15 protein-coding genes are annotated in these 21,811 nt (G+C 72.2%); 10 read left to right on the forward strand and 5 right to left on the reverse strand.

The genetic code is table 11. The features are described from left to right. Positions 1-319: 319 nt before the first annotated feature. From ACTFTM_RS23925 to ACTFTM_RS23935, 3 genes are all read left to right on the forward strand, one after another. The gene (locus ACTFTM_RS23925) at positions 320-4,576 is read left to right on the forward strand and encodes a polymorphic toxin-type HINT domain-containing protein (RefSeq protein WP_449562704.1); all 4,257 of its coding nucleotides are present in this window, start codon (positions 320-322) and stop codon (positions 4,574-4,576) included. Continuing rightward, a complete protein-coding gene (locus ACTFTM_RS23930) occupies positions 4,555-4,800 on the forward strand; it encodes a hypothetical protein (protein WP_449562705.1) in 246 nt (81 codons plus the stop codon). The genes ACTFTM_RS23925 and ACTFTM_RS23930 overlap by 22 nt, the downstream gene beginning before the upstream one ends. A gap of 156 nt (positions 4,801-4,956) precedes the next feature. After that, positions 4,957-5,856 (forward strand): TIGR01777 family oxidoreductase, encoded by a 900-nt coding sequence (locus tag ACTFTM_RS23935; protein ID WP_449562706.1) that lies wholly within the window; start codon positions 4,957-4,959, stop codon positions 5,854-5,856. Between the two features lie 96 nt (positions 5,857-5,952). Here ACTFTM_RS23935 and ACTFTM_RS23940 read toward each other — a convergent pair whose 3' ends face one another. Beyond that, positions 5,953-7,191, reverse strand: coding sequence for an extracellular catalytic domain type 1 short-chain-length polyhydroxyalkanoate depolymerase (locus tag ACTFTM_RS23940; protein ID WP_449562707.1), 1,239 nt, complete (start codon positions 7,189-7,191; stop codon positions 5,953-5,955). 211 nt (positions 7,192-7,402) lie between these two features. Here ACTFTM_RS23940 and ACTFTM_RS23945 point away from each other — a divergent pair, with 211 nt between their 5' ends. Further along, a complete protein-coding gene (locus ACTFTM_RS23945; protein ID WP_449562708.1) occupies positions 7,403-9,229 on the forward strand; it encodes a DUF2079 domain-containing protein in 1,827 nt (608 codons plus the stop codon). 62 nt (positions 9,230-9,291) lie between these two features. Then, on the forward strand, positions 9,292-9,933 hold the full coding sequence (lipB, locus tag ACTFTM_RS23950) for a lipoyl(octanoyl) transferase LipB (protein ID WP_449562709.1): 642 nt from the start codon (positions 9,292-9,294) through the stop codon (positions 9,931-9,933). Between the two features lie 55 nt (positions 9,934-9,988). Here lipB and aspS read toward each other — a convergent pair whose 3' ends face one another. After that, entirely contained in the window at positions 9,989-11,275 is a 1,287-nt protein-coding gene (aspS, locus tag ACTFTM_RS23955; protein ID WP_449562710.1) for an aspartate--tRNA(Asn) ligase, read from the reverse strand. Positions 11,276-11,717: 442 nt separating this feature from the next. Here aspS and lipA point away from each other — a divergent pair, with 442 nt between their 5' ends. Then, positions 11,718-12,713: a lipoyl synthase gene (gene lipA, locus ACTFTM_RS23960; protein WP_396799077.1), complete on the forward strand. Its 996-nt coding sequence runs from the start codon at positions 11,718-11,720 to the stop codon at positions 12,711-12,713. Between the two features lie 53 nt (positions 12,714-12,766). Next, complete coding sequence (locus ACTFTM_RS23965) at positions 12,767-14,371, forward strand: hypothetical protein (protein ID WP_449562711.1); 1,605 nt, start codon at positions 12,767-12,769, stop codon at positions 14,369-14,371. A 15-nt stretch (positions 14,372-14,386) separates the two neighbouring features. On the opposite strand, the gene ACTFTM_RS23970 is transcribed toward ACTFTM_RS23965, so the two are convergent. Both ACTFTM_RS23970 and ACTFTM_RS23975 read right to left on the reverse strand, forming a co-directional pair. Then, complete coding sequence (locus tag ACTFTM_RS23970; RefSeq protein ID WP_449562712.1) at positions 14,387-17,284, reverse strand: helix-turn-helix transcriptional regulator; 2,898 nt, start codon at positions 17,282-17,284, stop codon at positions 14,387-14,389. Positions 17,285-17,379: 95 nt separating this feature from the next. Next, positions 17,380-17,550 (reverse strand): hypothetical protein, encoded by a 171-nt coding sequence (locus ACTFTM_RS23975; RefSeq protein ID WP_449562713.1) that lies wholly within the window; start codon positions 17,548-17,550, stop codon positions 17,380-17,382. Between the two features lie 206 nt (positions 17,551-17,756). Between ACTFTM_RS23975 and ACTFTM_RS23980 the strand changes: the two genes are divergently transcribed. Further along, positions 17,757-18,440, forward strand: a complete 684-nt coding sequence (locus ACTFTM_RS23980; protein ID WP_449562714.1) for a DUF4191 domain-containing protein — start codon at positions 17,757-17,759, stop codon at positions 18,438-18,440. A 318-nt stretch (positions 18,441-18,758) separates the two neighbouring features. Here ACTFTM_RS23980 and ACTFTM_RS23985 read toward each other — a convergent pair whose 3' ends face one another. Next, positions 18,759-19,157 (reverse strand): RDD family protein, encoded by a 399-nt coding sequence (locus ACTFTM_RS23985; RefSeq protein ID WP_449562715.1) that lies wholly within the window; start codon positions 19,155-19,157, stop codon positions 18,759-18,761. Positions 19,158-19,430: 273 nt separating this feature from the next. Between ACTFTM_RS23985 and glnA the strand changes: the two genes are divergently transcribed. Together glnA and ACTFTM_RS23995 are read left to right on the forward strand one after the other, a co-directional pair. Next, a complete protein-coding gene (glnA, locus tag ACTFTM_RS23990; RefSeq protein ID WP_357170622.1) occupies positions 19,431-20,855 on the forward strand; it encodes a type I glutamate--ammonia ligase in 1,425 nt (474 codons plus the stop codon). Positions 20,856-21,138: 283 nt separating this feature from the next. After that, entirely contained in the window at positions 21,139-21,510 is a 372-nt protein-coding gene (locus ACTFTM_RS23995; RefSeq protein ID WP_449562716.1) for a hypothetical protein, read from the forward strand. The last annotated feature ends 301 nt before the right edge of the window (positions 21,511-21,811 follow it).

Here is a 21,811-nt window from a genome sequence, read left to right on the forward strand (position 1 = left end):
TCCGGCACTTGTAGCGTGTCGTCAGTCCACATCGTAGGAAGGTTCGCGTTCGGGCGATGCGTGCCGCGTGCCCGGCGATGGTGGCTCAGGAGGCGGCAATCACTCGCGACCACACGTCGACGCGCCGACGTCGTCGTGAAGCCGGAAAGCTGGCATCTCCCGGTCCGTCGAGTCCGCCCTCCGTCCAATGTTCGATGTCGCGCCGCCCTCGACCAGGGGGCGGCGCGCCTTTTCACGGGGAGCAAACATGATTCCGAGGAAGTCCGCGACTGCCGCGCCACCGGCGCGGCGCCGACAAGCCAGGTGGCGACGGGCCGCCGTGGCACGGGTCACGGTGTTGGCCCTCCTGGCCGGCCTTCTTCCGGCGCACTCGGCACGGGCGGCTGAGCCGGCGCCCGCAGCCGCGGAGCGAACGCCGGTGGTGCAGGCCTGGTTGAACGGCGGCGCCAAGGTACGGGCCGCAGCCGAGCTGGCCCTGGTCGGTTCCGACGACGACATCCGGGCATTCGTGAGCGACGGCTGGGCGAAGGCGCAGCGGCTCGACGAGCGGGACGCGGTCGTGTCGGTGATCGCCGAGGCAGGACCGGCGATGCGGGCGGCCGCCCAGGCGGCGCTCAACGCGGCCGACGCCGGTGACATGGATGCGCTTTCGACGTTCCTGAACAGCGGTTGGCAGCAGCCGACGAACACCGACACCCGGATCCGGGTCAACCAGCTGATGGCGGCTGGCGGGAATCAGGTCAAGGCGGCCGCGCAGCAGGCGCTGGACTCGGCGGACCCGGCTGTCTGGCGGCAGTTCGCGGACTCGGGTTGGCAGTCGCGGTGGTTGACGGACCAACGCGTGCGGGTCAACCAGGCGATGGCCTCGGGCGGGCCACAGGTCAAGGCGGCCGCGCAGAAGGCGCTGGACGCCGGCACTCCGGAGGCGTTGGAGTCGTTCCTGGACGGTGGCTGGTCGGTCGCCGCCGCCCGTGACCAGGAGACCGAGACGCTGACCGCGTTGCAGGCGCAGGCCCAGGCTCAGGGCGACCTGGCCAAGCAGGAGACCGATCGGGCGGTGTCCGAGGCGGCCCGGGCCAAGGAGGCCGCAGCGGCGGCGAAGCGGTCGGCGGAGCTGGCCGCCGCGGCAACCGAGGCGGCACGAAACGACACGGCCGAGGCGGCGGCGCAGGCGAAGCGGGCCGCGGTGGCGGCCCAGAAGGCGGCATCGGCGGCGAAGGTGGCCGTGCAGGCGGCGGCGTCGGCGAACCGGGCGGCGCAGGCCGCCGCGGCAGCAGCCCAGCGGGCGGCATCCGCCGCGTCGCAGGCGGAGCAGGCGGCGACGCGGGCGTACAACGCGGCGGCGGGTGCGGCGACGGATGCCACGAAGGCGGACACGGCTCGGGTCCGGGCGCAGGAGGCGCGGGACAACGCCCGCCTGGCGCGCGACTTGGCCACCACCGCGCACCTGGCGGGACAGGCGATTCAGGCGGGTCTGGAATCGTTGGACGCGGCCCGGTCGGCGGCGACCAACGCGAAGCTGGCCGCGGACGCCAACGACGACGCCGCCCGGTGGGCGAATGCGGCCGGCGCGGACGCCAAGGAAGCGGTAGCGGCGGCGAATCAGGCGCGGGCGGACGCGGACCGGGCACTGCGGGCGGCCACCGCGGCGGAGAACTACCTTCGGGTGGCGGCCACGGCGGCAGGCCGGGCACGGGACGCGGCGAACCGGGCCGCGCAGCACGCGGAGGAGGCAGCCGACGCCGCGATCGACGCGGCGAACCACGCCGGCGACGCTTCCACCGCTGCGGCACGGGCGACCGCGGCGGCCACCGCGGCGACGGCAGCGGCGCAGGCCGCGGTGGAGACGGCCAGCCAGGCGATCGAGATCTACGACGCGGCGCGCGCGGCGGACGCCGAGCGGCTCGCGGTCACGCAGGACGAGGGCACGGAAGCGGCCCGGCAGGCTGCCGCCCAGTACGACCAGGCGCAGGCCGCGGCGAAGTGGGACGCGGTACAGGCCGCGCAGCGCGACGCGGAGACCAACGGCCTCATCGCCGACGTCCTCAATCCCGCCACCGACCCGGCCGTCGCGGTGACGAAGGCCCGCAAGGTCGCGTTGAACCTCAGCCAGGCGTCCGGAACGTGGACCCGGGAAGCGGCCATGACCGCGCTCGGCGGCGCCGAGGCGCAGGTGCTGGAGTTCGTCCGCACCGGTATCGCCGAGGCCGCCGGGCAGGACGACCGGGTGGCGGTGCGCAATCTCGCCGTCACCGACAACACCGCCCTGCGGGACGCTGCTCTCGCCGCCCTGGAGGGCAGCGACGCGCAGGTGTCGCAGTTCCTCCAGACCCAGAACTACACCGGCCGGTACACCCAGGACCGGTTGAAGGTCAACCAGATCATGTCCGCGGCGAAGACGGCCGGCGACACCTACCTGGCGCAGAAGGCCCAGGAGGCGCTGGACTCCGGGGACGGCCAGAAGCTGCGTGACTTCATCGCCTCCGGCCAGTACACCGCCGCCACCATTGGCCAACGGATCCAGGTCAACACGATCCAGGCCAGCCCGGACAGTGGCCCGGAGGTGAAGGCCGCGGCGCAGATCGCGTTGGACGGACCGCCGGCCGGGCTACGAAAGTTCCTCGACGAGGGCCGCTACGCCGCGGCCGAGCGTGACCAGGACGCCGCGGCGCACCTGGCCGTGGTCGCCGGTCTGGTGCAGCGGATCAACCAGATCGCCCAGACCGCGGTGCAGAACGCCATGACGGCGCAGTCCATCGCCGCCCAGGCCCGCAAGGACGCCGCCGCGGCCGCCGACTACGCCAACCAGGCAGCCGCCTCGGCACAGAAGGCCGCCGGGTACGCGAGCCAGGCCGCCCAGTACGCCAACCAGGCCAGCCAGTCGGTCGACAAGGCGGCAGCCGCGGTCCAGACCGCCAAGGCGGCGGCGACCCGGGCCTCCGCCTCGGCGCGCAGCGCGATCCGCTCGGCGTCCTGGGCGGTCCTGTCACACGAACGGGCCGTCCAGTCCGCGGCCGAGGCCCACGCCTCGGCCACCAGCGCGTACAACTCGGCCGTCGCGGCCGGGAAGAGCGCCGGGGAGGCGATCGCCGCCGCCAATGACGCCTACCACCAGTACGAATTGGCCGAGGGCCGGGAGATCCAAGCGTGCTCGGTCACCTTCGCCGCCGAGGGGCCGTTGGGCGACTGGGAGAAGCTGCTCACCGGCGAGCGGGGTGACTACGCCGAGAACTGTGTCCGCAACGTCATCGCCGACCCCGCCGAACTGGCCAACCGCGCCTACACCAACTCGGCCTACTGCAGCGTCTACCCGGACGGCAGCCAGCTCGCCAAGAACTGCCAGGCCACCGTCCTGGACCCCGACTTCCGGGGCGGGCAGACACTGGTCATGCTCACCGCGGTGTTGCAGGGCGTTACCGCGCTGCTGGCACCCATCGCCATCGCCGTCGGCATCGGCTGCGTGCTGACCGTAGCCTGCGCCGTCGTCGCCACCACCGTGATCGACATCGGCGAGGTCGGTCTCAGCATCTACAAGTACATCAACGGTGACCAGTCACTCGCCGACACCCTGCTGCAACTCGGCAGCATCGCGGCGGAAGCACTGGTGTTCGCCGGCATCGCCAAACTCGTCGGTGCGGGCTTCCAGGCCGCCAAGCAGCTCTACACCATCAGCCGCGCCGCCAAACAGGCCGAGGCGAGCCTGCAGGCGGCGAACGTCGCGAGGGGTCGACTGTGGCTCACCTCGTGCCTGCGAGGCAACAGCTTCTCGGCCGACACGCCGGTGCTGCTCGCTGGCGGCGGCAGTAGGGCGATCGCCGACATCCGCCCGGGCGACCGGGTGATGGCGACGGACCCGATCACGGGTGCCACCAGCGCCCAGCCGGTGACCAACGCGATCCGCAACACCGACCGGCTGCTCACCGACGTGACGGTCAGGTCGGCCACCGGATCGACCACCCTGAACACCACTCCGTACCACCCGTTCTGGACGCCGGACGCCCGAAGCTGGGTGAACGCCGGCGAGCTGCGGGTGGGCAGCATGGTGCGCACCGCGAGCGGCGAGGCGGCCCGGGTGACCGGCGTGCGCACCTTCCCGGGCCGGCAGGTCATGCACAACCTGACCGTCGCCGGGAGCCACACGTACTATGTGCTGGCAGGTACGACGTCGGTGCTGGTGCACAACACCAACTGCTTCGACCCCGACGACCTCGTCTATCTCGGGAACGACTGGTACCGAACGCCGGCCGGTCTGAACTACGGGCCCGGCTCCCGGGAAAATCACCGCGTGCTACATGTGCTCACGCACATGCAGCCGAATCCCTCCAAACCGCTGCACACCGTTTTCAGCGTCACGGAGGAAGAGGTCTTTCCGCTGATCGACGAGGCGTGGCGGAAGAAAGACGGGAGCATGTTGAACGAAGCCGTGGGAGACAAGGCGTGGTGGGGAATCCCAATGGATCGACCGATCGGAACGAACGGGGAGAGATACCTCTGTCTGGTAATAGAGAACACGGACGTGGTGATCACCGCGTACCCGATCAAGGATCCGGCGAGATGCACGTACAAGAAACCTTAAAGGTCGCCTGCACGGCGTGCGGACAGGACTGGCAGACCTGGTACCGGGTTCGTGAGGACGGGCGGGTGTTCCTGCTCTGCCCGGAGTGCGACTCGATTTGGCTGCCCAGCGACGACCGTCATGGGCCTCCGACACACCATCTGGGGGCCTTCTTCGGACCGCAGCCGAAATTCTTCAACGCTTGGGCATTGATCGAGGAGTGCCCCGCGCCGCCCACCGGCTGACAGCTAACCGGTGGATGCCGATCCGTACGAGGTCGGCGTCCACCGGTGTCGCCGACGGCGCTGCGAGGGACGTAGCGACGTCAGGTGCACGGTCGCAGGGAGGGCGTACGCGGGCTCGGCGCATCCAAGCTGCCCTCCGTACCCGAAGATATGAGCATGCGGATCCTCATGGCCGGCGCGTCCGGCTTCCTCGGCACCCGGCTGGGCGACCGGCTCGTCGCCGACGGGCACCAGGTCACCCGACTCGTGCGACGAGCGCCGCGTGACCCCCACGAACGGCAGTGGAACCCGTCCGCCGCGCACCTCGACCCGGCGGTGGTCGCCGACGCCGACGCCGTGGTCAACCTGGCCGGCGCCGGTGTCGGCGACAAGCGCTGGAACGACGACTACCGGCGGTTGATCAGGACCAGCCGGGTGGACAGCACCACCACGCTCGCGACGACGATCGCCGGCCTACCGGCCGGTGACCGACCCCGGGCGCTGCTCAACTCGTCGGCTGTCGGCTGGTACGGCAACACGGGCGACCGGGTGGTCGAGGAGGACGCGCCCGCCGGCGAGGGCTTCCTGGCCGACGTATGCCGGGTGTGGGAGGCGGCGACCCGGCCGGCCGAGGACGCCGGGGTACGCGTGGTCCGGCTCCGTACCGGCCTGCCGCTGCACCGCGACGGCGGCCTGCTCAAGCCGCAGTTGCTCCCGTTCAGGCTGGGCATCGCCGGGCGGTTGGGCAGTGGCCGGCAGTGGCTGCCGTGGATCTCCATGCGGGACTGGCTGGACGCGACCCTCTTCCTGCTGACACACGACGAGATCGCCGGTCCGGTCAACGTGGTGGGGCCGAATCCGGTGACGAACGCCGAGTTCACCCGGGAGCTGGCCCGTCAGCTGCATCGTCCGGCGGTCATCCCGATCCCCGCGCTGGCCCTCAAGGTGGCCCTGGGAGGCTTCGCCCACGAAGCCCTGACGAGCACGAGGGTCCACCCCAGGGTGCTGACCGAGGCCAACTTCCCCTACGCCCACCCCACCCTGCCCGACGCCCTGAAAGCAGCCCTCCAGGATTGACCCGAACGCGTTGATCATGAAGTTAGCGCCACGACACGCCGAGGCGTCGGGCGCTAACTTCATGATCAACGGGGTCTCGCCGGGAGGGGAGGAGGGTCAGCAGCCGATCACCCAGTAGTTGGGGGCGGTCTGCTTGAGGGTGCTCGTGTAGAAGGTGTTGTAGAGGCCCATGCGCTGGTTCGAGCCGTTGGCGTAGGCGTACCCGCCGGACTGGTACGCCCGCCCGGCCGTCACGTGCGCGTAGTTGGTCGCCGTCACGCAGGTCGGCGGGGTGCTCGGGGTCGGGCTCGCCGTGGGCGTCGCGGTGGGGGTGGCCGACGGGGTCGAGGTGGCCGGCGGGGTCGTGGGCGTGGTGCCGCCGTTGTTCAGGCCGAAAAAGAGCGCGTCGCGGTACGTCGAGCAGATGGTGTCCAGGAAGTACGCGGCGGCGGTGCCACACTGGTCCGCCCCGGAGCCCGGGTCGACGGGCGTTCCGTGGCCCATCCCGGCGACGCGGTAGAGGCGTACCTCGTCGTTGCCGTACACCTCGAGGCTGGTGTTGGCGGGCAGCGACGACGTGCTGGTCGGTGTCTGCGAGATCCCCCGGACGTTGGTCCACTGGTCGCGGGACTCGGTGCCGTTGAGCGGGGTGACCGTGGTGTCCGACGTGCCGTGCCAGATGGCGACCCGGGGGCGGGGACCGGTGTAGCCGGCGTACGCGCCGCGGACCAGGTCGCCCCAGGCCGCCGGCGTCTTGTCCGTGCCGGGGTTCATGCAGCTGAACGCGTTGACCATGCTGGTGGCGCAGCGGTACGGGATGCCCGCGATGATGGATCCGGCGGCGAAGACGTCCGGGTAGGTGGCCAGCATGACCGCGCTCATCGCGCCGCCCGCCGAGAGGCCGCTGACGAAGACCCGCGAGCCGTCGACCGCGTAGTTGGCCTTGGCGTGGTCGACCATCTGCTTGATGGACAGCGCCTCGCCCTGGCCCCGGGCCGTGTCACCGGTCTCGAAGAAGTTGAAGCAGGAGTTGGCGTTGTTGCCGGAGGGCTGCTGGGCGACGATCAGCGTGAACTTCCACAGGTCGGCGTACTTCTGCCAGCCCGAGTTGGCGAAGTAGCCGGAGGCGTTCTGGACGCACCCGTGCAGCAGCACGACGGCCGGCGAGTTGGCCGGCAGGTTGTCCGGCCGGTAGGCGTACATGGCGAGGTTGCCCGGGTTGGAGCCGAAGCCGGTGACCTGGGTGAGGCTGGCGGCCTGGGCGGGCGTGGCGAGGGTGATCGCGCCCGCGACGGCGAGGACGAGCCCGGCGACCGCACCGGTCAGCCGGGCGAGGGTGGATGAGGAGCGGCGCACGACGGCCTCCTGACGGGGCAGACTGTGAACTGGGTCACGGTCAAGTTGCCGAGACGTTACGACGATGTGTCGCGGCCCCGACATGGGGCTTGTTCACACATTCACGACAGCCGTTGTGTATGCCGAACTCCTCCCGCCACGGCCGCATCGGAGCGGACAACAACCGCCGGTCTGACCGGCTCGTCCAGGTCCGATTGGTAACGTCCGCTGCGTGCCGTCCTCCCCGTCGCTGGCCACCGGGCCCGCACCAGCGTCGTCGCCGCGTACCCGTCGGGACCTCCGGGCCGACCTGATCGTCGTGCTGGTGGCGCTCGCGCTCGCCGTGTGGGTGACCAGTGGGCTGTGGCGTGACCCGAACGTCCGCACGATCACCGTCAACTCCAGCGACCAGGCGCTCTTCGAGTGGCTGCTGGCCTTCGGCGGGCACGCGGTCACCCACGGGGAGAACCCCTTCTTCACCTACCTGATCAACGTGCCGGACGGCGTGAACCTCGCGGTCAACACCTCGATCACGGTGTACGCGGTGGTGTTCGCCCCGCTCACGTACCTCGTCGGGCCACCGGTGACGTTCCTCGTGATCCTCACCCTGAACCTGTTCGCCACCGCGCTGGCCTGGTACTGGCTGCTCTCGCGGCACCTCGTACGCAGTCGGCTCGCCGCCGCCGTGGGTGGCCTCTTCATCGCCTACTCCCCCGGCATGGTCTCGCACGCCAACGCGCACCTGAACTGGACCGCCGGCTGGCTGTTCCCGCTGCTGATCTGGCGGCTGTTCGCGCTGCGCCGCCCCGGGCACTGGCTACGCGACGGGGTGATCCTCGGCGTGCTGGTCGCGGTGGCCTTCTCTATCGCCGCCGAGGGCCTGTTCTTCGCCGCTCTCGCGCTCGGCGTGTTCGTCGCCGTCTGGGCGCTGCACCCGGCCCACCGGGCCGATGCCCGCGCCGTGCTACCCACGTTCCTGCGCGGGCTCGGCGTGACCGCCGTGGTGGCCGGCGTGCTGCTGGCGTATCCGCTGTGGTTGCACTTCGCGGGGCCGCAACGGTTCCACGGCACCGGCTTCGACCCGGTGATCCACTCCGAGGACATCGCCGCGTTCGTCGCGTTCCCGCGCCGATCCCTGGCCGGGGAGGTCGGGTTGGGCACCGCGCTGGCGCCGAACCCCACCGAGGAGAACTCGTTCTTCGGCATTCCCCTGCTCGTGCTCGCCGTCGTCTGCTTCGTCGCGCTGTGGCGACGCGCCGACCCCGGCCGCCGGGCGGTCCTCTGGGCGCTGGGCGTCGTCGCGGTGATCTTCTCGGTGCTGTCCTTCGGGCCGGTCGCCAAGGTCGACGGACGGCGTACCGACCTGCTCATGCCGTTCGACATCCTCGGCCAGTTGCCGGTGGTGAACGCCGCGCTGCCCGCCCGGCTGGCGCTGGTGGTGGCCCCGGTGATCGGGGTGCTGCTGGCGTACACCGTCGACCAGCTGCGGGCCGCGCCACCCCGGCACCGCTCGACGGAGCTGGCCTGGGCGATCGGTTTCGCGGTGGCCCTGCTGCCGCTGCTGCCCACCCCGCTGCTGACCGACGAGCGGGAGCCGATCCCGGCGTTCATCACCTCCGGCACGTGGCGCGACTACGTCTCCGACGGCAACACGCTGACCCCGCTGCCGCTGACCGTGGACATCTATCCGGACGGCCAGCGCTGGCAGGCGTACGCCCTGGCGCACCGGCAGGGCGAGTTCGCCATCCCGGGCGGCTTCTTCCTGGGCCCGGGCGGCCCGGACGGGCGCGGCCGGATCGGCCCGGTGCCGCGCACCCTGAGCGCGCTCATGGACCAGGCCGGCCGCACCGGGCTGGTGCCGATCATCACCGACGGCACCCGGACGGAGGTCCAGTCCGACCTGCGGCACTGGCGGATCGAGACGCTGGTCCTCGCCGACGCGGTGCACGGCGCGAAGTTCGAGGTCGACGAGGCGGCGGTCCGGCGTACCGCCACGGCCCTGTTCGGCGAACCGCAGCGGGTCGACGACGTGTGGCTCTGGCGGGTCCCACCGGCCTGACCGAGCACTGGTGAGACGTCTCACCAGCGATCGGAGGCGGGTACGGGATTAGGCTGGATGCCGTGACGACGACGACCCCTGGCCTGACGGCCGTCCGTGCCGGCCTGCTCGACTACCAGGCCGCCTGGGACGAGCAGCGGCGCCTGCACGAGTCGGTGGTGGCCGGTGAGCGCGGCGACACCGTGCTGCTGTTGGAGCACCCGAGCGTCTACACGGCGGGCAAGCGCACCGAGCCGTGGGACCGTCCCATGGATGGCACCCCGGTCGTCGACGTGGACCGGGGCGGCAAGATCACCTGGCACGGCCCGGGTCAGCTCGTCGGCTACCCGATCCTGCGGCTGCCCGACCCGGTGGACGTCGTGGCGTACGTCCGCCGGACGGAAGACCTGCTCATCGGCGTGTGCGCCGAGTTCGGCCTGGCAGCGGGCCGGGTCGACGGGCGCAGCGGGGTCTGGGTGCCCGAGGACGACCGGGGGCCGGCCCGCAAGGTGGCCGCCATCGGCATCCGGGTGGCCCGGGGGGTCACCCTGCACGGCTTCTCGATCAACTGCGACTGCGATCTGACGTACTTCGACCGGATCGTGCCCTGCGGCATCCGTGACGCGGGCGTCACGTCGCTCACCGCCGAGCTGGGCCGCACGATCACCGTCGCCGACGTGCTGCCGGTGGTCGAGCGCCGGCTCGCCACCCTCATCGAGGTCTGAGCGGCATCCAGGTCTGCGCAGCGGCCCCCGGCGGCAACGCCGGGGGCCGCCCTGCTCACGGGGTCAGCCGGTGCAGGTCGCGCGGGAACGCGGTGACCTCCCGGACGTTGGCCGCACCCACCAGGCGGGCCACGAACCGTTCCAGGCCGATGGCGAAGCCACCGTGCGGTGGCATACCGTGCCGGAACGCGTCCAGGTAGCCGGCGTAGGGCTCGACCGGCTCGCCCCGGGCCGCCAACGCCTCCAGGTAGTCGGCGTGCCGGTGTAGCCGCTGCCCGCCGGTCACCAGCTCCACCCCGCGAAAGAGCAGGTCAAAGCCGTTCGAGTACGCCGGGCGCGCCGGGTCCGGGTGGGTGTAGAAGGGTCGTTTCGCCATCGGGTAGCCGGTGACGAAGAGTAAGTCAGACCCGTGTTCGCGCAGGGCCCACTCGCCGAGCGCCCGTTCGTGGGCGGGCGCGAGGTCCGGCTCGTCGGCGGGCGCGCGGGCGATCGTCAACGCCTCGGTGAAGTGCACGGCCGGGATCTCCGCCGGCACCCGCGGCGGCGTGACGCCGAGCGCCGCCAGGGCGGTGCCGGCCCGCTCGCCCACCGCGCCCAGCATCCGCGCCAGGGTGTCGCGCAGCACGCGCATCACGTCCCGGTGGTCGGCGACGAAGCCCAACTCCACGTCGAGCGACGTGTACTGCGCGAGGTGGCGGACCGTGTCGTGCGGCTCGGCCCGGAAGACCGGCCCCACCTCGTAGACGCGCTCGAAGACGCCGACCATGAGCTGCTTGTAGAACTGCGGCGACTGGGCCAGGTACGCGGGCCGGCCGAACCAGTCCAGCGCGAACACGTTCGCCCCGCTCTCCGTGCTGGAGCTGACCACCTTCGGCGTCTGGATCTCGACGAACCCCTGGGCGTCGAGCGCGGCCCGGAAGCCGGCCACCGCGGCCGCCGAGATCCGCAGCGCGGCCGACCGAGTGGGGTGCCGCAGCGCGGTCGGTGCGTGGTCCAACTGGGCGGGCAGGCTCGCGGTGAGCGCCGGCCGGTACAGGTCGAACGGGGGCGGCACGGCGGGCGGCCCGAGTGGACGTACCGTCGGGTCGGTCAGCTCGACCCCGGCGGGCGCCGTGGCGTTCGACGTCGCCGTGCCGACCACCTCGACGACCGTCTCCTCGGTCAGTTTCTCCAGTTCGGCGCGGACGGCCGCGTCGGTGACGACCACCTGGGCCAGGCCGGCCGCGTCGCGCACGATCAGGAAGGCCACCGACTTGAGCAGTCGGCGTCGGTGCACCCAGCCGGCGATACGCACGGTCGAGCCGATCTGGGCGGCCAGGTGGTGGGACAGGGTTCGTCGCATGGCGGACTCCTCGGTCGATCGCCACGCCGTCGCCCCCGGGGGAAGCGACGCGTCGCGTCAGCCCCAGGGAGGTGTGGGCGAGCGGGAACCTCGCGGTGCCACCACACCTTCGCCCACGCCGAAGCGAGGGCCTCGTTCGTCGCCTGGTCACCGGGGCCAGCCGGGCGGGCTCTAGTAGGCGTCGCCGCCGTTCTGCCCGCAGCTCGGGAGGGTCTTCGCGCCCCGGCGCCAGACCGCCTCTCAGCACCGGCGGCTCTCTGCGCTGGCGGGTTCGGGGTGCTACTCGGCTCCGTCGTCGCTGTTGCCGGCGACGCTAACACCCCGACCGCGAGCGTGTGACGCCATTTTTCGGCTTAGCGGTGTCCGGCGTCACAACGTCAGCGGCGTGACGCCGGTCGCCTGACGCACATAGACGGCCACCATCCGGCGTAGGCTCGTTTTCGTGACGATCGAGCACTCCGCGCCGACGACCGGCCAGGCAGCGCGCACCGCAACGGCCGCCCCCGAGGGGCGTCGCCTGCTGCGGATCGAGGCGCGCAACGCCGAGACGCCGATCGAGCGCAAACCGCCGTGGATCAAGGTCAAGGCCAAGATGGGCCCGGAGTACACCCAGTTGCGCGGGCTCGTCTCGCGCGAAGGGCTGCACACCGTCTGCCAGGAGGCCGGCTGCCCCAACATCTACGAGTGTTGGGAGGACCGGGAGGCCACCTTCCTCATCGGCGGCGACCAGTGCACCCGGCGCTGCGACTTCTGCCAGATCGACACCGGCAAGCCGGCCGAGTTCGACGCGGACGAGCCGCGTCGCGTCGCCGAGTCGGTGGTCTCGATGGGCCTGCGGTACGCCACCATCACGGGTGTCGCCCGCGACGACCTGCCCGACGGCGGTGCGTGGCTCTACGCCGAGACCGTCCGTCAGATCCACGCCCTGCAACCCGGCTGCGGTGTCGAGCTGCTCATCCCGGACTTCAACGCCGTCCCCGAGCAGTTGGCCGAGGTGTTCGGTTCCCGGCCCGAGGTGCTCGCCCACAACGTGGAGACCGTGCCGCGCATCTTCAAGCGCATCCGGCCGGCGTTCCGCTACGACCGCTCGCTCGACGTGATCCGTCAGGCGCGCGCCGACGGCCTGGTCACCAAGAGCAACCTGATCCTGGGCATGGGCGAAGAGCGGGCCGAGGTCTCCCAGGCGCTGCGCGACCTGCACGAGGCGGGCTGTGAGCTGATCACCATCACGCAGTACCTGCGCCCCTCCCCCCGGCACCACCCGGTGACCCGCTGGGTCAAGCCGGAGGAATTCGTGGAGCTGCGCGAGGAGGCCGAGGAGATCGGCTTCGCCGGGGTGATGAGCGGGCCGCTGGTGCGCTCGTCGTACCGCGCCGGCCGGCTCTACCAGCAGGCGCTCGACGCCCGCGCCGCCAGCACCGTCGCCACCGCCGGCTGACCCGCCGACAGCGCCGCACGGACCGTGCGGCGCCCGGGTGTCATGATCGTGCGATGACCGCCGGGGTACGCGACCAGCCGCGCGGCGCGGATCGCCCGCGCCCGCGGTCCGGCGCATGCCCCGGACTCCTCGGCTGGCTCACCGGCCTCGCCCTGCTCGCCGGCGTCGGCTACCGGCTCTGGCTGCTGGGCCAGGCGACTCCCCCGACGAACAGCGACGAGGCCACCATGGGGTTGGCCGCGCTGCACATCGCCCGGGGCGAGGACTTCCCGGTCTGGTTCTACGGCCAGCACTACATGGGCACGCTGGAGGCGTACCTGGCCGCGCCCGTGTTCGCGCTCGCCGGTCCGTCCCTGTTCGCCCTGCGGCTGCCCACGCTGGCGCTGTACGCGCTGTTCCTGCTGCTGGCCTGGCGGCTGACGCTGCGGTTGACCGGGGACCGCTGGTTCGGTCTGCTGGTGGTCGTCCTGCTCGCCCTCGGCGCCGACCGGATCGTCAAGAACCAGTTGATCGCCGGCGGCGGGTACCCCGAGATGAACGCCGTCGGGGTGGCGCTCGCTCTGCTCGCCGTGGACCTGGCCGCCGGCCGACCCGGGTGGCGACTGACGCGCTGGGCGACCTGGGGGTTCCTGGCTGGCCTGATGCTCTGGGTCGACCCGCTGGTGCTGCCGTACGTGGTGACGACCGGCGCGGTGCTCGTCGGGTTCCGCCACCGGGAACTGCGCGGTCGGGCCGGCGCGCTGGTCGGGGTGGCCGTCCTGCTGGGCGCCGCCCCGCTGCTCACGGACAGCCTGCTGACCGGCCGGAATCCGGTGCACGCGGTGCTCGCCGCGGGTGGCGCCGACGCCACCGCCGGCTGGGCCGCCCGGCTGCACGGCGGGTTGCTGGTCGGACCGCCGCTGGGCATGGGCTTCTGCGACCCCGGCGCCTGCGCCACCTGGCAACTGTGGTGGGCGTACGCGCTGCCGGTGTTGCTGGCCGTCGCGGCCGTCACCGCCTGGCGCACCCTGCGCCGTCCGCCCGCCCCGGCCGGCACCGACGGTGTGTCGCCCCGGGTCGCGGCGGCGGTGCGGCTCGCGCTCGTGCTGGCCGCGGCGGCGACGCTCGTCGCGTACACCGTCAGCAGTTCCTCCGGCCTGACCCCGGCGGAGAGCGCCCGGTACCTGTCCACCCTGCTCATCTGCGTGCCGGCGCTGCTGTGGCCGGTCTGGGCGCTGGCCCGGTCGGGGTCGACGGCGGCCCGGCCGGTCGCGCTCGTCGTCCTCGCCGCCACGCTGCTCACCGCCGCCTGGGCCACCGCGCAGGCGGCGCGGACGGCCCCGGCGACCCGGGCCGCCGACGCCCGGCACGCCGAGTTGGTGGCCACGCTGCGCCACCTCGGTGTACGACACGTCCGCGCCGGCTACTGGACCTGCAACCGCCTCACCTTCGCCAGCGCGGAGCGGGTGGTGTGCGCGGTCGTCGACGACGACCTGCGTCCCGGCTTCGACCGCTACCCCGCGTACCGCCGCGAGGTGGAGCGCGCGCCGGCGCCCGCCTGGGTGGCGCCGACCGGCTCGCCGCTGGCGGCCCGGCTCGACGCGCGGCTGGGCGCGGGCCAGGGCGCCCTCGACCTGGTCACCGTCGACGGCTGGCGGATCTACCTGCCGCGCGGCTGACCGCGGCCACCGCCGTCAACGCGGGGCGGCGGTCTCCGCGAGCAGGCCGAGGCGGTGCGCCAGCGCGGCGGCCTCCCCACGGTTGGTCACGTCCAGCTTGGCGATGATGCGGGAGACGTGCACGCTCGCCGTCTTGGGTGAGATGAACAGGCGCTCCGCGATGCGGCTGTTGCTGTGCCCCTCCGCGACCAGCCGCAGCACCTCCCGCTCCCGGGACGTCAGCACATCCGGGCCGGCCCCACCGGCGCCCGACCCGCGCAGACCGACCCGCCGCGCCAGGGTGGCGGCTGTCGCGGCCAGCGGCGTCGCGCCGAGCCGCCGGGCGATCTCGGCCGCCTCGGTGATCGCCGCCGCCACCTCGTCCCGCTCGCCGGCCACCGCGGCGGACTCGGCCAGCGCCAGCAACGCGCGACCCAGCGGGTACGGCTGCCCGTCGGCACGCCACGTCCGCACCGCCGCCCGCCACGCCGGCAACGCCTCGTCGTCGGCCGCCAGCAGAGCACTGACCTGGGCGGAGTGCGCCCGGGTGGCCGGGTGCCGCGCCGGCAGGTCGGACGCGAGCGCGGCCACGGCGGCGGCCAGCTCGGCGTCACCCGCCCGGGCGGCGGCACGCGCGGCAGCGCTCAGCACCGGCCAGCCCTCACGAGGAAGCTGCGGCAGGCTCTCGTCGGCCACCGCGACACGGGCCGCGCGTACCGCCTCGGTCCTGTCGTCCGCCGTCAGCGCCGCCTCGATTCCCAGCTCGTGCAGGGGGAGTCGGTGGTTCGGCCACAGGTAGGGCCGGCCGAGGAAGGCCAACGCGCGCTCCACCAGCTCGTCGGCTCCCGGGTGTGCCCGGGCCAGCCGGAGACCCGCGCACACCTGGAGCCAGTGCAGACCGGTCACGCCGGACAGGTCGATCCGGGCCGCCTCGGCGCACACCGTCTCCGCCTCGTCCCAGCGGCCCAACGCGATCAGCGCCTCGGCCCGGTTGGACAGCAGGTACGCCCCGGTCGAGCGGCTGATCCCCACCCGCCGCGCCTCGGCCATCCCGGCCTCGGCCGCCTCGGCCGACTCGGCGTAGCGGCCCGCCTCGCAGAGCATGTCCGACTGGAACACCTTGGCGAGCACCAGGGCCGGCACGTCACCGGACGCCCGGGCCGCCGCCTCGGCGCGGTCCAGCTCCGCGAGCCCACGTTCGCCGTCCCGTTCGCCCTGGCAGAGCAGCGCGATCCGGGTCGCGAGCAGGGCCGGTTCCGCGCCCAGCGCCCTGGCGTCCGTGGCAGCCTCGGCGGCCACCCGGGCCGCCTGCGCAGCGTCGATCTTGACCAGGTGGGTGGCGATGTCGGCGAGCAGCCGGACCCGCTCGACGCCTAGTGGACCGCCGGCCGCCAGGCGGTACGCCTCGTCCAGCTCCCGCCGGCCGTCGCTCTTGCCGAGCAGGGCCATCAGGCGACCCCGCTGGTCCAGCAGGCGGGCCGCTCGCAGCGGCGCGGCGTCGGCGTCCACCTCGGCCAGTCCGGCGCGGGTCAACGTGATGGCCCGACTGAAGTCGCCCGCCGTCACCGCCGCGTCCAGCGTCTGCTCCAGCAGCGCCAGATGGTCCATGCCGAGCAGGTCCGCCGCGTCCGGCACCAACTCCCACAGCTCCAACGCCCGCTCCAGCAGGCGACGCTGCTCGGCGTAGGCGTACCGGTCAGCGGCGGCGCAGGCCGCGACCCGAGCGGCGACGAGGGCACGGGGATGGTCGTGCGCCGCGTACCAGTGGTGGGCGATCTCGGCCGGGGCGCGACCGGCGACGACCAGATGCGGCTGGGCCTCGATCGCGGCGGCGAACCGCGCGTGCAGCCGGGCGTGCTCGCCGGGCAGCAACTCGTCGTGCACGGCCTCGCGGACCAGAGCGTGCCGGAACTCGTAGTCGCCGTCCGGGTCGGCCACCACCAGTTGGGCGGCGACGGCGGCGCGCAGCGCGTCCTCCAACTCGGCCTCGGGCAGGCCGGCGACCTCTGCGAGCAGATCGTGGGCGAAGCGCGTGCCGCCGGCCGCGGCGATCCGCAGCACCCGCTGGGTCGGCTCGGGCAGCCGGTCCACGCGGGCCAGCAGCAGGTCACGCAGCGTCTCGGGAATCGCCGCGCAGCCGATCGGGTCGCCGGCCACCGCCAACTCCTCGATGAAGAACGGGTTGCCCTGCGTACGTTTGTGGACGTCGTCGACGGCACGCGGCGCCGGCTCGCCGCCGAGCAGGTCGGCGAGGATCGCGCCGGTACCGTCCCGGTCCAGTCGGCCCAGCTCGACCCGTTCCACACCGCGGGCCCGGTCCAGCTCGGCGAGGAACGGGCGCAGCGGGTGCCCGCGCTGCAACTCGTCGGTGCGGTACGTGCAGACCAGCAGCAGCCGGCCCGGCCGCGCGGCTCGGACCAGGAAACCGATCAGATCCCTGGTGGACCGGTCCGCCCAGTGCAGGTCCTCGACCACCAGCACCAGCGGCCGGACGTCGGCGAGCCGCTGGAACAGCTCCGCGACCAGGTCGAACAGATATCCGCGCGGCGCGTCGGTCAGCGGCCCCGCGTACGACACGGTCGACGCCGCCGGCACCCGGCCCAGCTCCGGCAGCAGACGGGCGAACTCCGCCTCGAAGCCGGCGAACACCTCCGCGCCGTCGGCCCGCAGAACCGCGCGCAGCGCCGCGGCGAACGGGGCGAACGGCAACCCCGCCTCACCCAGCTCCAGGCACTGGCCGACCAGCACCCGGGCGCCGGAGCCGGTGGCCCCGGCCGCGAAGTCCTCCAACAGCCGGGTCTTGCCCACCCCGGCCTCACCACCCACCAGCACGGTGGCCGGCTCGCCCTTCCCGGCCCGACCCAACGCGTCGTGCAGCGCCGCGATCTCGCGCTGGCGGCCGACGAGGACGGAACTGGTGGCACGTACGGTCACGGGACCGAGCATGCCATGACCCGACGACACCGCGACCCCGCCGATCGGCGGGGTCGCGGCAGCGCGTGCGGCGGTGGCGGGTGGGGCCACGGCGGTCACCGGCGGTCGTCGCCCGTGCGGCGGACCGGCTGGCGACGGCCCGTCCAGGTACGGCCGGCCCGGCGCGGCACCGAGCGGGCCAGTCGCTCCGCGGCGGCCTCGGCCCGCAGCTCGGCAGCATGGGTACGGTGCAGGGAGAGCAGGAAGTCCACGTCGTTGCCGAACATGTCAGGCTCCTTCGTCGCGTCGTCGTCCTCTGCCGACAACACTTCGCGCGAAGGCCCCACCCCGGCATGGGCACACCGCCTCATCTTCCCCAGCGGCACCCTCCTTACCTGCCCGGTCCGGGCCGCTGAGGCGACGTAAGGTACTCAGCCGGGCGGCACCCGGACGCGGATCAACGCGGGCGGCGGGGCCCACTAGACTCTGCGGCATGGCAAAGCCCCAGGAGAAGGTCTCGTTCGGCCAGCGGCTGAAGCAGATCGGGATGGTGTTCCAGTTCACCGCCAAGCAGGACCGGTGGTTCGCGCCGCTGGTCGCCGCAGCGGTGCTCATCCCGCTCGCGCTCACCGTGGTCGCGGTGATCCTCTGGGGCTGGATCTGGCTGCCATTGGGCATCCTGTTCGCCCTGCTCGCGGTGCTGATCGTGCTGAACCTGCGGTCCAATGCGGCGATGATGAACGCCGCCGAGGGGCAGCCCGGCGCGGCGGCGCAGATCATGGACAACATGCGCGGCGACTGGCGGGTCACGCCGGCCGTCAGCTCCACCACCCAGATGGACATGGTCCACCTGGTGATCGGCCGGGCGGGCGTGATCCTGCTGGCCGAGGGCAACCCCCAGCGCGTACGCGGCCTGCTCGGGCAGGAGAAGCGTCGACTGGCCAAGGTCATCGGCTCCGCCCCGCTGCACGACTACGTGATCGGCCAGCAGGAGGGCGAGCTGCCGATCCGCAAGCTGCGCACGACGCTGCTGCGGCTGCCCCGCGCGCTCAGCGGCAAGGACGTCAACGCGCTGGACAAGCGCCTCAAGGCACTCACCGCCCGTCCGCAGATGCCCAAGGGCGCGATCCCGAAGAACATGCGTCCGCCGGGCGGCGCCCGCCAGCCCCGCCGCTGACGCGACACACCGAAGAGCCGGACCCGTCGGGTCCGGCTCTTCTTCGTGTACGCCCCGCGCCTCGCGCCTCGCGCCTCGCGCCTCGCGCCTCGCGCCTCGCGCCCCGCGCCCCGCGCCCCGCGCCCCGCGCCCCGCGCCCCGCGCCCCGCGCCCCGCGCCCCGCGCCCAAGATCTGCGCAACTTCCCCGATGTTGCTGCCTCCGACGCGCCGGAAGCAGCAACATCCCCGAAGTTGTGCGGATCTTGCCGGACCGGGGCGGCCGGCGGGCGGGCGGGCCGGGGCGGGCGGGCGGGCCGGGGCGGGCGGGTGTTTGGGCGTCAGGCGCGTGGGGCGTCGACGACGACGGAGTCGACGAGCCGGTCGTGCACGCCCCGGCGGTGCTGGTCCATGATCAGCGCGGGGACGACAAGCGCCAGCAGCACGCCCCGGGCCAGCGCGCGGAGCACACCGATCCGGCCCCCGTCGTGCCAGTTCACGCAGCGGACCTTGGTGATGTACATGCCCGGCGTCTGGGCGAACAGGCCGAGGAAGAGGCCGTACTCCAGGATCAGCACGAGCACCGGCGCCCACCCGTCGCGTACCGGGTCGGCGAAGATGTTGGCCACCAGAAGGCAGAGCACCCAGTCGATGATCAATGCGCCGAAGCGCCGGCCCAGGCTCGGCGGGGTGAAGGTCGGGTCGGTGGCCGGCGCTGCCGGGACGTGCGGATTGGTCACAGCGATCAAGGGTATCCGCGCCCCGGATCGAGGCCACTGCGGAGCCGCCGCGGAGCCGTCACCACTGCGTGCCGATTCGGGCCAATGGCCTCAAGTGTCATTACACTGGCACAGCCGGTACGACGTTCGCGCAGGCTGAGTGCGTGGACAGGAGCGTCCCTGACGCTCCGCGAGGGACGTAACACGGCAGAAACACTGAAGACATGGCCGGGCAACTCCCCGGCCATAGCGTCCCCAGGACGCTAGCCACCCGTGGACGTGCCAGGAGGATGTGTGTTCGCCAATCCCGAGGAACTGCTGCGATACCTCAAGAACGAGGACGTGAAGTTCGTCGACGTGCGTTTCTGTGACCTGCCCGGCGTGATGCAGCACTTCAACCTGCCGGTCGAGTCCGTCAACGACGACCTCTTCACCGACGGCCTCGCGTTCGACGGCTCGTCGATCCGCGGTTTCCAGGCGATCCACGAGTCGGACATGCTCCTGCTCCCGGACGTCGCCACCGCGTTCATCGACCCGTTCCGCGCGCAGAAGACTCTCGCGCTGAACTTCTTCATCCACGACCCGTTCACCCGCGAGGCGTACAGCCGCGACCCGCGCAACGTCGCGAAGAAGGCCGAGGCGTACCTGGCGGCGAGCGGCATCGCCGACACCGCCTACTTCGGCGCCGAGGCGGAGTTCTACATCTTCGACTCGATCCGCCACGAGACCTCGGCGCACCAGTCGTTCTACTACATCGACTCGATCGAGGGCGCCTGGAACACCGGCCGCGACGAGGCGGGCGGCAACCTCGGCTACAAGACCGCCTACAAGGGCGGCTACTTCCCGGTGCCGCCGGTCGACCACTACGCCGACCTGCGTGACTCGATCGTGCGCCGCCTGGTCGACACCGGCTTCACCGTGGAGCGCTCGCACCACGAGGTGGGCACCGCCGGCCAGTCCGAGATCAACTACAAGTTCTCGACGCTGCTGCACGCCGGCGACCAGCTCCAGCTCTTCAAGTACATCGTGAAGAACGAGGCCTGGGCGAACGGCAAGACCGCCACGTTCATGCCCAAGCCGCTCTTCGGTGACAACGGCTCCGGCATGCACACCCACCAGAGCCTCTGGCTCAACGGTGAGCCGCTGTTCTACGACGAGACCGGCTACGCCGGTCTGTCCGACACCGCCCGCTGGTACATCGGCGGTCTGCTGCACCACGCCCCGTCGCTGCTGGCCTTCACCAACCCGACGGTCAACTCCTACCGCCGTCTGGTGCCGGGCTACGAGGCCCCGGTCAACCTGGTCTACTCGCAGCGCAACCGCTCCGCCTGCACCCGCATCCCGGTCACCGGCGCCAACCCGAAGGCCAAGCGCGTCGAGTTCCGCGTCCCGGACCCGTCGGCCAACGTCTACCTGGCCTTCTCGGCCATGATGATGGCCGGCCTGGACGGCATCAAGAGCAAGATCGAGCCGCCGACGCCGATCGACAAGGACCTCTACGACCTCCCGCCGGAGGAGTGGGGCGACGTCAAGCAGGTTCCGGGCTCGCTGCCGGCCGTGCTCGACTCGCTCGAGGCCGACCACGACTACCTGCTTGAGGGCGGCGTCTTCACCCCCGACCTGATCTCCACCTGGGTCGACTGGAAGCGCGCCAACGAGGTCGACCCGGTGCGTCTGCGCCCGACCCCGCACGAGTTCGCCATGTACTACGACTGCTGAGCCTGAAACAAAGCTCTGACCTGCACCGACAGGATCACTACTGATCTTGGGTACAGGTTGGGTACAACCTCACGGACGGCGGTCATGCCCGGCTCACAGCCGGCGTGGCCGCCGTTTCGTGTTGACCGAGCGCGCCTCGGATGAGTCTCGGGACGTGGGTGACCTCGGCGAGGCCAGCGGACACGCCGAAACCCCGGCGGCATCTCATCAACGGTGACGCCGGGGTGAGAGACCTTCGGGCTAGACGAGCCGGTTGATGCTGTGCCGAGGGAGGCTGCAGGCAATGTCGAGCGATGACCCAGCGCCGGAGGCGACCGAAGCTGCGGTTGCCGAGCTTCTCGGTCTCACCTTCCTGTGGATCCGCGCCCTGTCTGCTCACCCGGTCGAGGACCAGTCGCCGGAAACGCTGGCCAAGCGCCGCATCCAGATCCACGAGTTGGCCGACATCTGCCACAACTTGCCGGGGCTGCTCCACCCGAGCAGGCGGCATAACCTCGCCGCAGGGCTTCGCTACCTGTGGCGCACATCGTCCCAGCGCAAGCGCGAGTGGATGACCGCTTGCTGGGACCGCTCTGACTACGACTACGGCTGGCTCAGCGGTCCGGAATCCGAACAGTCGGCCGCCGGCCCTGGTAACAGCGCCCCCGGCGGGTAGGGCCTCCGGCCGACCCGGGGATGGCCTCCGGCGACGCTCGGTGCGGCCGTGGCGAAAGCGTTCCGGCATGTGTATCCCGGGGGTAGCGCCCCCTTGCAAGCAGCAGCGTTCGCAGCGGCGGTGGCGGGAGACAAGGCTCTGGCTGACAGCACCGCAGGGGCTGTGGTTGTTCAGGAAGGGAACCCGCGCGAGGTACGCGACTTCCGGTCAGAGCTGGAAAGAGCCGTCCCGAAATACACAACGTCGTAGAGCGGCCCGCTGGCACGGACCGGGATCGGGATCACGCCGCGCCGGGCCGCGC

This window comes from Micromonospora sp. RB23, from assembly GCF_053585025.1.